The 12,817-nt window shown below is 37.8% G+C and carries 5 protein-coding genes; all 5 read right to left on the reverse strand.

Going from position 1 to position 12,817, the window contains the following annotated elements; genetic code table 11:
- Positions 1-3: 3 nt before the first annotated feature.
- Positions 4-1,623 carry a carboxyl transferase domain-containing protein gene (locus ABMA70_RS03535; RefSeq protein ID WP_392991525.1) on the reverse strand — a complete coding sequence of 540 codons (1,620 nt, stop codon included), beginning with the start codon at positions 1,621-1,623 and terminating at the stop codon, positions 4-6.
- A 113-nt stretch (positions 1,624-1,736) separates the two neighbouring features.
- Entirely contained in the window at positions 1,737-4,385 is a 2,649-nt protein-coding gene (locus tag ABMA70_RS03540; protein WP_392991523.1) for a hypothetical protein, read from the reverse strand.
- Positions 4,386-4,723: 338 nt separating this feature from the next.
- Positions 4,724-7,762 carry a hypothetical protein gene (locus ABMA70_RS03545; protein ID WP_392991521.1) on the reverse strand — a complete coding sequence of 1,013 codons (3,039 nt, stop codon included), beginning with the start codon at positions 7,760-7,762 and terminating at the stop codon, positions 4,724-4,726.
- 256 nt (positions 7,763-8,018) lie between these two features.
- Positions 8,019-9,356 carry an NUDIX domain-containing protein gene (locus ABMA70_RS03550; RefSeq protein ID WP_392991520.1) on the reverse strand — a complete coding sequence of 446 codons (1,338 nt, stop codon included), beginning with the start codon at positions 9,354-9,356 and terminating at the stop codon, positions 8,019-8,021.
- Complete coding sequence (locus tag ABMA70_RS03555) at positions 9,353-12,790, reverse strand: thiamine pyrophosphate-dependent enzyme (protein ID WP_392991518.1); 3,438 nt, start codon at positions 12,788-12,790, stop codon at positions 9,353-9,355. Before ABMA70_RS03555 ends, ABMA70_RS03550 begins: the two co-directional genes overlap by 4 nt.
- Positions 12,791-12,817 lie beyond the last annotated feature (27 nt).

A 12,817-nucleotide genomic window follows, 5' to 3' on the forward strand; every position in this document is an offset into this window, starting at 1 on the left:
TCACTACATTCTAAAGACACCAAACTTAGTCTCTTCAATTGGAGCCTGTTTGCTTGCTTTAATTGCCGCACCTAAGATATCACGAGTTTTATGAGGTTCAATCACACCATCATCCCACAGTCTTGCTGTTGAATAATATGCGCTTCCTTCATTTTCGTATTTATCTAAGATAGGTTGTTTAAACTTCGCTTCTTCTTCGGCCGTCATCGGCTTTTCACCTTTTGCAACAAGCCCGTCTTGACGAACAGTTGCAAGTACTCCTGCTGCTTGCTCACCACCCATTACTGAGATACGAGCATTAGGCCACATCCATAAGAAACGAGGAGAATAAGCACGACCACACATACCGTAGTTACCAGCACCAAAAGATCCACCAATCACAACCGTAAACTTTGGAACATTAACAGTTGAAACGGCCGTAACCATTTTAGCACCATGCTTTGCAATTCCTTCAGCTTCATATTTAGAACCAACCATGAAACCAGTAATATTTTGTAGGAAAACTAATGGAATATTTCTTTGTCCGCAAAGCTGAATAAAGTGAGAACCTTTAATTGCCGATTCAGAAAAGAGAATACCGTTATTAGCTACGATCCCTACTCTTTCTCCACAAATCTTTGCGAAACCACAAACCAGTGCTGGCCCGTATTTCTCTTTAAACTCATGAAAGCGTGAACCATCAACAAGGCAAGCAATGATCTCTCTAATATCAAATGGCTTCTTCGTATCACGAGGAAGAATTCCGTAAATATCTTCGGCATCATACTTTGGCATTTCAAAATTGAAGTCGTCTTCGTTTTGCTCAAAGTTTATATTTTCAAGAATTGATCTTGTAATTGCAAGAGCGTCGTCTTCGTCTTCAGCGAAGTGGTCAGCAACACCAGACTCACTAGTGTGAACCTTTGCCCCACCAAGAGTTTGAGCATCAACTTCTTCACCTGTTGCAGCTTTTACTAGAGGAGGTCCTCCTAAAAAGATCGTCCCATTATCTTTTACAATAATTGATTCATCCGCCATCGCAGGAACGTAAGCTCCACCAGCAGTACATGAACCAAGAACAACAGCAATTTGTGGAATCCCTTGGGCAGACATTTGGGCCTGATTAAAAAAGATTCTTCCAAAGTGTTCTTTATCTGGAAATACTTCATCTTGCATTGGTAAGAATGCTCCACCAGAGTCCACAAGATAAACACATGGAAGGCGATTTTCCCTTGCCACTTCTTGCGCTCTTAAGTGTTTCTTAACTGTCATTGGAAAATAAGTTCCACCCTTAACAGTTGCATCATTGGCCACGAACATACACCAAACACCGTGTACTTTACCAATACCTGTTACGATACCAGCACTTGGAATATCCATTCCATACATGCCGTTTGCAGCAAGAGATGATAATTCGATAAATGGAGATCCTGCATCGAGGATTTTATCAATACGCTCACGTGGTAATAATTTTCCACGAGAGTGGTGACGAGAAACAGATTTTTCTCCTCCACCCATATGAGCATGTTTAACTTTGTTTCTTAATTCTTCTACATTTGAAAAATGAAAATTGAAATTCTCTCTAAAGTCATCACTTGATCGATCGACCTTAGAAACGATAGGTAGCGTCCCTGAAATTGTCATAGAAATTGCCTCTAACTTTTGTAATAAAAACTGAGCAATTTTATCTATTTATGAGGGATTTTGACAAGGCAAGGCACGTTATAACGCGCCTTGCATCGGCTTATTCTAAGAAATTATTCTGATATTTCTGCTGCATTGAGAAATTGAGAGTAGATACTATCCTCAGAACTTACTTCTGAAGCCTCCGAGGCAATTGAGCGGCCTGCGTTATCCAGTTTTTTAATCTGATCTGCTTCTAACTGGGGCCCCTCTAATTCAGGAAGCATTGCTACCTCAAATAGAGCATCTTTTGATTGTGAAAGGATGACGTTCCCATCATCATCATGGCCAATGAAGTATGTCTGGCCATCTGCTAGGACAACGCGATTACTACCTTTTGAAATTGCATCAGCAACTAACTTACGATCTTGCTTTCCTATTCGATTATCTGATACCGACAGTACATCTGATCGTGTATTACTAGATAAACTAAGTCCTGATACCATATCTGCTGCGCCAAGGGCAGCTGAGATTGAAGATGCTGATCCAGAAGCCCCAGCACCTGCTATCGATGCTCCACCACCACGGCCAGAAGTTGTACCAACAGAGGCCCCTCCTCTTACACTAGATGGAGCTGCACCAGAGTGAGAATATGCAGAAGAACTATTACCAAAGTGACCTAATGCTCGCTCATCAGCAAAATTTTGCTCACTAGCAATACTTCTTTCTTTTCTCTTTGCGCTTTCTTCATTAACTGCAAGTGCATTTTTTGCAACATTGGCCAGTTGTTCTTTTAACTCTTTAAGTTGCTTTCTAAGCTCTTGCGCTTCTTGATCGTCATTAACACTTGATGCAAGTTGATTTTCTATTTTCTCAACTTGATTTTCGATCTCTCTCTCGACTCTTTCATGTTTTGTTTCATTTACTTGAGAAGCAGTATTTGTTTGCACCTGAGCAACTTGGGCCTGTCCCATCGTAGTCATTTGCGAGCTTTGTGCCATCCCAGTATTTTGTGTATTTGTATACTTCTTATTTAGGTACTCTGCCGTTTGAGAAAAGGCTCCATCATCGATAGCATCTGCAGATACATTTTCTATATTCGAATTTGATTTAGAATTATTAAACGCATTTGCTAGGCCACCCTTCTCATAGGACTCTCTAACTGAAGCAATTTGCTGTCCGTGACTTCCACGAACTTCATCAAAAACGAGTGCAGGGTCATAAGTTGAAGTAAAGTTACCATACCCACCCGCAATAGTTTGTGGGATCTCTCCTTTATTAAAAGCTGAACAATAGAACTCTGCTGTTTCAATATCATTTCCACCAAATGACTCATTCGCCTCAGTAAATTCAACTGCAGATACACTTTTCATTACATCATCAAAATTTGAAGGATCACAAGTATACTCAAGTTCTTCAATACGACTCTCACACTCACTAATTACTTCTTCTTTCAAATCTGTTAAGTGATTCATAAGAGAATCAAAGATAAAGCTCTTAGTATCAACACCTTGATTTTTAATTTCTTTTAAGGCCTTAGTTACTTGCTCAAAATCATCTGCGTCACGAACCATTGATTTCATAAATTTTGAACCAAAGAAGGATACGTATTGAATTAGAAATTGATCCTCTTCTTCTGCAGTAAAGACTTGATTAGCATAATCAAGGCGACCTTCTTTACCATCAGTTTGATAATAAAGAGAGCGACTTAACTTATCTGACTTTGCAATTTCTCTTTCTCTAAAACTATAAAATTCACGACTAAATATTTTGTTATTATAAACATAAGCTTTAAGATCATCTTTATAATACTTCGAATATCCTTCACCACTAATTCTTTGTTCATTGAATCTTACAATGAAAAGATCAATGAATCGGTTTCTTTTACTACCGCCATTACCATCGAGGGCAACATTCTCAGCAGCGATTTTATCATCAAAATAATCATCGATTTCTGTATTAGATTTTGTGAAAACATGATTTAGGCGCTGCTTTGCCTCTCCTTCGGTACTTGTTTTGATAAGATTATCCAAATTATAACCAAGCTTCTTATCTACTGCATTTCTAACTTGAGGGCTTAAACAAGACTCAATTTTTTGACTAATCTTATCAATATCACTTTTTGTACAAGTAAATCGATCAAAGTTCTTATCTCTAATAGCTAGTTTGTGACGATAACGTTCTAATCGTCCAGCATTGTCTCTAATTAGATCAAAAAGATTATAAACTCGGCTGGCCACAATCGCAGAGTGAAACTTACTCTTATATGCTTCATCTGAATTAGGTACTAATGCCTGTTCTTGAGTTACAGAAGCTGTAACGTTACTTACACAACCACAGTATTGTTCAACATTAATTTTCTCTTTAGCACCTTCTTGAAGGTCAACACTATATAAAGTGTCTCGACATGCATTACCATAACGAGACATACTGATTTCCATTTTTGTCACTTGATCAATTTGATTATCAGCTGGAGATGAACTCTTACGATCACCAACACAGCCAGACTTTGCAAGAGACTTCTCCATTTCAACAAATGGATCACTTGTACCAAGGATACGATTCTTTCTAATCTCATTGAATGTATTTTCGTTGTGATCAACCTGTTCAAGAAGATAGATACCAGCATCAGCAATAACCGTATCGACTTCACTTAACATTAGTAAGTTTTGTTGAAGTGGTGTAGAAAACGAACCTCCAGCGACTCCTAGGATAGCGGCTGCTTGAGTAGTGTTCTGTAGTGTAAACAATGTCGTAGTAATAAATATTTTAATTAATTTCATTTCCGTCCCGGATACCTGATCCAATTTGTCTATCGGTGGCATTAAGAATTCTCTTAAGTGACCAAAATTTATTGTGCCCCTTCCTTTCTTCAATATATTATGGACGCTAAAAATATATTTTCTAAACACACTACAAATAACTTAATTATGAGGTGAGCAAACTCACTGAATTCACGTGTACAACTGTTTAAAAATAAATAAATAGCGACTAAACAACAAAATCTCCTTGCGCCAATAATAGTCGTCGTTTCAACACTTTCTATTTTCAAAAAAAAGTAAAAAAAATAAAAAAGACCAGCTATTGCTGGTCTTTTCTATATGTGAATTTATTGATAATTCTATTCGTTGATTTCTGCGGCATTTAAGAACTTAGTATAAATACTATCCTCGCCAGGAACTTTTACTTCTTCACCTTCAGAAGCAATTTCACGCTTAGGACCGTCTTCGGCCTTAGGAGTAGGAAGTTGAGGTCCTTCTTGTTCAGGACTCGTCACACCAGCTAATACTTCTTCTGCTGTTTCAGAAAGAATCACATTTCCATCTTCATCATGACCAATATAATAGACACGGCCATCGGCAAGAACAACACTGTTATTCCCTTCAGCGATAGCTTTTGCAACTAAGCGTTGATCACTTTTAGCAATATTATCACCTGCTACTGCTCCTGAAGAAGCACGTGAAGAAGAGCCTGCTGTAAGTCCTAGTCCACCAGTTGCACCTAGTCGATTGATCGCACTAATTCCTGTACCGGCCGATGAAGAACTGCCTCCAGCTCCAGCAGAAAGATTTGAAGGAATACTCGATCCACTAGATGCCTGCTGTACAGCTCTAGTATTTCCTGCAGGTGCCGCATCTCGACGACCTCCACCAAAACCACTACTTGCAGCTATATTAGACATTACTTTATTTCTTTGAGCTGCAATACGCTTTTCTCTTTCAGGATCATCTTCATCAATAGGTTTTTCAGACTTTGCAGTTATAGCAGTATTAAGCTCTGCTATTTGTGCTTTAAGTGCAGCAAGCTCAGCTCTAAGCTCCGCACTCTGACTCGCTTCATCAGTAGAAACAGCTGTAGAGTTTCGGTTCTCTTCAAGCTCTTTCGCAATTGCCTCGGCTTCATCCTCAACTCTTGTTTTCACATCTTCAAGAGACTTAACAGATGTTGACGGATTTTGAATCATTGATTGCAGAGAGTTGTTATCAATAACATTCGAACTTGCAAAACTATTAGATGGTAATGAAGAGTTTGAACTATTATAGCTTTCTAAAAATTGAGCCGCTTCATCAAAGTTATACTCACTTGAGCTACCATCGCCTGCAACTCCTGAAGCATCCTGTTGTCCATTACTGATAATTTGTCCTGCTGTATTTGCTCTTTCAGTAAAGCCACCAAGTGCACCATTTGCAACATTATTTTCATCATTACTTTTTCTTTTTGAAGCAATATCACTTGATGGATCATAGACAGACCTAATTTCATCAACAACTGACTGCGATGCTACCTCAACGCTTAAAACCGTTCTTTCAGAGTCTTTAAATAACCCCTTATTCATAGCGACACAGTATTTTTTAGCGTTTATCGAAACATCTTCAGAATTAACACCATCAACACTATCATTAATAGCAATAAATTCCTCAGTAGATACAGAAGACATTACCTCTTGAGCATTGTCCTCATTACAAGATTCCTCTAAGAACATAATTTGATCACGACATGAAAGCCTAAGCTCTTGTTCATGTTGTTCTTTCATTACGCTATAGATATCCCCCATTGCCTTAACACCTTCTTCATTACCCATTTCAAGATCATTAAATGCCTTAGAAATTTGTGCAATAGTTGCCTTAGAAGAACCGTCAATAAGACGAGGTAGTGTTTTAGAAAAGATTGATGTTGCAAATTGAAGCTGTAGCATATCTTCTTGAACTTGAGAAAGATACTGCTGATCTAATCTCACATAGCTATTGATAGCTCTTCTATTTTCATCACTGGCCTTAGCTTTAAGAATACTATCCATAACTTCAAGCTCATTCTTTTTGAAGTCTAGGTATGCACCAAGCATAACAGGGTCACTTTGAATATAGGCATTTAACTCATCAACATAAGAGCGAGGAAAACCAAGTATATCCTTACTATGCTTTTCATATTGTAAAATAAAGATCTCAGCAAATTCCTTAACTTTTTGGTCTTCACCCTTTTCGTAAGCTGGCTTAGATATCGTTTTCTCATTAACCTTTGAGAAAAGCTGGGCCATACGATCTTTTGATCGTCCTAATTTACCAGACTCTCCTAAAGGAATAAGGCTGGAGAAGAAACCTCTTGAATCTTTTGTCCCATCAAGTTCTAACGCTTTATCAATTGCGCTTGCAGCACTTCCACCAAAACATCCCTTTAACTTTTTACTAAGGGCCTCAACGTTCTTGCTAGAACAGCTATATGAGTCGACTGAATCTTTACCTTTTTCAAATTCATCAAAACGACCTTTTGAACGCTCTAAAAACTCTGCAAAGTTCTTCATTCGGTGAGCAAGAAGCTTTCCATAGAGCTTATCAGCAAAGTCATCGAGAACATCTTTATTTTCAATCTGTTCTTCAACATTATCTTCATGTGAAATTTCGCTAGCACACTTACAAAATTTCTTAGTATCAATCATTGGCTTTAAATTATAGCCATCATCAACAACTGTTAAATACTCATCAGAGCACCCCATAAAACGAGTATCAAGTTTATACATAAAGCTTTCTAAGAATTGAGCACTATCGCCTAGTCCATCAGTTAAGGCCTTATTTCCAGGGCATGGTTTATAGCTTTGATAAAAATCATAGCTTGAAGAACCCCATCCTTCACTGACGGGAGTACTCCAGCCACTATTAAAAAGGGACGCTCTTGGAGATGAATATAAATAGCTCGTCGATACATAATTTCCAATTTTAAAATTTAAAGTAGCGGATGGCTGTTTATTTGTGTCTTCCCCTACTAAGCTAATTGCATCTCCTTCGGGATCAAAGTCACTCATTTGTGAATCACCATCTAGTAGAATAGGACTCATAAATCCCGAAGTAATAAAATTTGCATCATATCTAATAGGTGCAACTCTATTAGAAAACTTATCTGGGTTTTCGAAGAATTGAAGACGTTTACGGCGTAGTGACTGTTCGATATCAACACTCTTTTTCGCATAGTCACTAACTTGTTCAACTAATCCCATCGATATATTATCAATGCCAACACCAGCGCCTGTTCCCATCACCATACCATTGCCGATCAATACTGCACCGTCTGGTAACAATGGATCATTTTGCAATAAACCAATATTGCCATTGGCATAAGTTGAGTTAATCGTGAATAATAGGATAATCGATGATTTAACAACTTTCATTTCTTCCTCACATAGATTAATCTTCTTAATTTATCGGTTAATAAGTTTTATTTCTTTACTTTGCCGACAATAAAGTTGACCACTCCCCTAGCTTATTTTCACTTGAGAAAGGATATGAGTGAATAATTTTAATGAATTATACTAAAGATAATTTTGAACCATGGATTAACCTATTAATATTAAAGAATAAATCTTAGCTGTAAAAATCCTAATCACTAAATTTTGAGCAATTAATTGTGCCAATAAATTTTGCTTTTTAGCAAAGTCCTGGCCCATACTTAGTTAATTTATCTAAGTGGGAATCAATCGTAGCATAGGCGTACTTATGTAATCTTTCAGGAAGATCTGGGTATATTGATTGAAAAATCTCTTCACGACTCTTGCCTTCTTCCAAGCAAGCACGGATTTGGTTTTCTCTTTCTATGCGATGATCAAGAGTTTGCTTAATTTTATTTGTTCCACCAAGACAAATTCCATGTGAAGGCATTACAACTTGTGGATCTAGATTGATTACATTAGTAAGAGAGTGAAAATATTCTCGCATATCAGAGCCTCGGCCACTTATTGTAACTGTTCCAATCGTTTGGATTAGATCTGAAACAATCATCCATGCCCCGTCAGCTCTTAGAAGAGAGCTCTGACCAAAAGCATGGCCACCAGTCGTAACTAGCTTTACTTCATGGCCACATGACGTTGTCACAATATCGCCATCATCATAGAACTTTACTTCATGGCCATCAAAATAATCCTGCCCAAAGTCTCCTAAAAGATGTTCATAAGTACCTTCGGACATAGAAAAAGGTAGTTTTAATATCTTTGCTAATTCACGACTAAACTCGTGATGATCAGGATGGTGATGAGTAAGAAATATCTCACTAAGATCATGTTCCTTTAGGCCATAAATTAGCTTTTCTAGTTCTTCTTCATTCTTAGGAGATGGATCGATAACAATTTTCTTTCCATTATCATCTCCAATGACAAAACAATTCGTACGATTTGCTGGAGGAAAAGTATGTGAAAGAGGCATGTATTGACGTAGGCCAAATAAAGGCTCAATCATTGGAACCTGCAAATCTCCATCATACTTCAAGTTAGCATCAAGGAAATCAAGAGAATTAATATCACGATCAAGGTCTTTAAGAATTGTAATCATAGGAGGAACAACCAAGAGATGTCCTTTCTTATATTCAGTAAAGGCCTCGTGACAATTCATCCACGTTGCCTTGGCAATTTCTCCCTCGTCAAAGTGAAAATTAATTTCTTCAAGAGCACTCTTATCTTTAATAAAAACCTTGAAGTAATAATTCTCAAATCGATGTGGATTAAAGTCCGGTGTTACTGCTAATGCATATTGTTTCACATCGCTAATATGTTCAGACTTTAATAGCTCATCAATATTTATATGAAGCTCTTCTTGAATTTCTCTTTTAAGAGCAAATAGAAGATAGTCATCTCCACCATTGAGCACATCCTCTTCATCAATTTTTCCTCCAGGAAAAGAAGAGTAGCCAGGAAATGCTCTCAGATAGTTTTGTCTCTTCATAATAAGGACTTGGTCCTCACAGATAAATATTGCTGAAACTGATTGCTTCAATTGATCTCCAACTCTTTAAATACTCTTTGCGCATTAGTGTAGCGAACTTCCCTGTAACCTTTAATATTATCGAGAAGCTTAAGGGCGTGATATTGACTATTCTTCGCTTCAATTTTTTGGATACCGTTAAATAAGTAATTTCTTACCTTAGAACCAATCTCTCTTTCTTTTGCATGCCAAGCAGGCAGCACAGAACGTAAGATTCTAAAGTGTCTCATAATTTTTAATTGCCAATCTTTTGGCGAAATATCAAATTCAATCTTCTTTCCAAAGATATCAAATGAAGGACGGTTAATTCTCTCTTTAGTATAAGACTTTCCAAGGAAGCTATAGATGCTCTCTTCCATTTGCTTTAAAAAAGGAGAAAGCATTAAGTGAGCAACCATGACTTCATCTTTAACGATAAATGTCTTAGCAAGAACACGTGTAGCAAGAACTTTATTTTCTTCATCAACAATAGTTCCCACTGCTCTTGCCCCAGAAATAAACTCTGTCGTCTCTTTACCGCGATTATAAATATACTGATCGTGAATGATCTGAATTAAGTCCTTGCGACTCATCCAGTTAATATCAACAATTGCTTGATCAAGATGTTGTCTAAATTTATTAATAATATAAGTAGAATTATGCCAAGGAAGTAGTGACTCCCTTACGGACTCGATTGCTAAATCGAGAGGGTCCTTGTTCTTTACGACAAGATTCTTATACTTAGCTTCAAAAGCTTCAGTTCCAAGAGACGCCATTTCTCGTCCAAGCTTAAACGAAGCGATATTATTTTCAATTTCAGCAGGCTTCATCGACTTCTTTAAGGCCCCAAGAAGATCATCTTCACCAAATGGAACAAGACCTAATTGAAATGCATAACCGAGAATCATACTTGAAGCATAGACCGCTTTACCAAAGAAGAGATCACACCACTTCTTAAGAGGAACCAGAATAATTCTGTCATCACCTTTACTTCTAACTTTTTCAATAAGCTTAGCTCTAGTTAAACTTTCTTCACTCTCCCCCTTATCAAGAAGAATTGAAAGAGGCACTTGATACGAATCATCAAAAATTGCAACAGCATTCTCAGTCTTTAAAAATCCCAGTTGTCCAATACCATCTAAAAGGTCAGGACTTAAAAGTACATCAGAACCACCACGAGGAGTTACGGCCCCCATCGATTTTTCTTTATGACAAATCGACATATGTCCCGTTACATTTCCATTTCTTTGAGCAAGGCCCTTTTGATCCATAAATTTAAAATCCAGATCATCACGGCCGGCCATTTCAACACATGCATTTGCAATAATTTTAGAGATCGTTGTAATCCCCGATCCACCGACACCAGTTACAACCATTCGCCAAGTGTCACCACTAGCAATTGCATCAAATGTTTTCTTCGTTTCAAATTCTTTCAGATCATATGTTAAGTGAGAAAGATCACTGTCACGATACATTGTTGGGTGATAACCTTTGACTACAACTTTTTCAAAACTTGGACACGCCTTCATTTTTGTACAATAACTATCGGCCACACAAATAGTAGGATCAATTGCCATCTTAGTACCATATGCATCCATAACCTGAGTTAGGCCAGGACAACCTGTCTCTTCAATACAAATACGGCAGTCTTCACAGGCCGAAGTATTAATTTGATAAAAAGTCTTTTGCGCTAGCACACCCTTATCTTTAATTTGTCCCCTCTCTTTAGCTCTTACCTTTGCTTGGTAAGTAAGAGAACATTCTTTATTTGAAATAATAACCTTAACGCCTTTTTGTACAACAAATTCACGCATAAGGTTTTGGTAAAAGTAGCGATCAGAAGGGTTAACTTCCTTGGCCACCTTAACACCAAGATTTTGCACGATGTTTAGCATATCTTGCTTAGGTCTCTTACTTCCCTCAACATTAATCTGTGATGCAGGAGTCATCTGATGTCCTGTCATGGCCGTATTATCATTATCTAAAAGAATGTAAGTAATATCGTGATCAGCTTGAACTGAGTTTGAAATATCAGTTAGGCCAGAGTGAAAGAAAGTTGAGTCACCCATCAAGACAACAGAAGGGTTCTTTGTGAAAAGATCCATCCCCGCACCAAGAGCACCACCTTGCCCCATTGCTGATAAATTATGCATTTCTCCAAATGGCGGTAAAAATGAAAGTGAATAGCAACCAACGTCACCATGAGTGATAAGGTCAATATCTTGGGCCTTAAGCCAGCGACGAAGGTCTTTTAAAAGAGAAAGAGTCTCACGGTGAGGACAACCTGGACAAAAAGTAGGAAGTCTCTTTGGAAGAATCTCTCCGAAATTCCTTTCTTCGAATGCCAATGATTTACATTGGCCAACTTCAAGATAGTCTTTCAGTATTTCAAGTTTTTCACTGATGATTTCATAGCTAAGCCCACCAAATGCAGGAAAGCCATCACCATCTTTAAAGTCCTTTCCTACGATATCAAGAATAAGTCCATGTTTCTGACAAAGAGAGCGAATCTCCCCCTCTAAGAAACCTCGCTTTTCTTCAACCACAACAAGCTTCTTCAAGCCCTTTAAGTAAGGTACTAAGATGTCATCAACAAGTGGAAATGAAGAAGCAACTTTATATAAAGAGAAGTGATCAAGATACTCACCTTCTTCTAGGCATTGCTTAAGGGTTTCGAAAATTACACCGCTTGAGATAAAACCAATATCAGCGTTAATATTTCCAAAAACTTGATCAAGGGCCATCTCTTTAAGTACACTTTGAAGTTTTGGAAAGCGCTCTTTAATCATACTCACATCAGCAAGTAGAGAATTTGGTGGAACCATTACATTTTTTTGAAGATCAAAAGTTGAAGGATCGATATCGATTAAATTGCCATCAATCGGGGCCTCGTCAAAGCACTCAACTCTTCCACCACCTTCAGCAAGAAAAGTCGTTAGAAGTAATCCTTGATATAAACTTGTTTTAGAAGAAATTTCTTTTGCCTTAGCAATCCAGTCTTTTAACTCTTTAGGATTTGAAGGTTCTAGAAAAGACATATGAAGATGCTTAAAAAGATATCTTGAATCAGCTGCAGTTGAAGTGGACATCGACCAAGGGTCATCGCCAACACAAATAACAGTAGCAGGATAAACTTCCTTTCCATCGACTATCTTAGGTCTCGCAGGATTGGCAAAGTTACCAACGGATAAAGCATCACTTGCAACATGAAGTCCCATTGATTTCATGGCAACAATACAGTCACGTCCCGCTTGTTTTACTCCACTGGCCATGGCCGCTGCATTGGCCTCCGAGTTTGCAATAACAACACGGATACCTTTTTCGTGAAACTCTTTTTTCTTGCTATATAAGATATTAAAATAATCTGCTAACGGTGATCCTGGATATCCAGTATAAAGATTAAAACCAGCTTCAAGAGCACCTTGAATGATTAGCTCATTCCCATTGAGAATTCTATATTGACTCATAATTCCTCTAAATTTAATTGAGGTGCA

Origin of the sequence: Halobacteriovorax sp. XZX-3, from assembly GCF_043196495.1 — a bacterium.
Lineage (GTDB): Bacteria > Bdellovibrionota > Bacteriovoracia > Bacteriovoracales > Bacteriovoracaceae > Halobacteriovorax_A.

Bases quoted from the DNA above. Each gene is read 5' to 3' on its own strand.
- ABMA70_RS03555 (WP_392991518.1), bottom strand. From the start codon at position 12,790: ATGAGTCAATATAGAATTCTCAATGGGAATGAGCTAATCATTCAAGGT.
- ABMA70_RS03545 (WP_392991521.1), bottom strand. From the start codon at position 7,762: ATGAAAGTTGTTAAATCATCGATTATCCTATTATTCACGATTAACTCA.
- ABMA70_RS03535 (WP_392991525.1), bottom strand. From the start codon at position 1,623: ATGACAATTTCAGGGACGCTACCTATCGTTTCTAAGGTCGATCGATCA.
- ABMA70_RS03540 (WP_392991523.1), bottom strand. From the start codon at position 4,385: ATGAAATTAATTAAAATATTTATTACTACGACATTGTTTACACTACAG.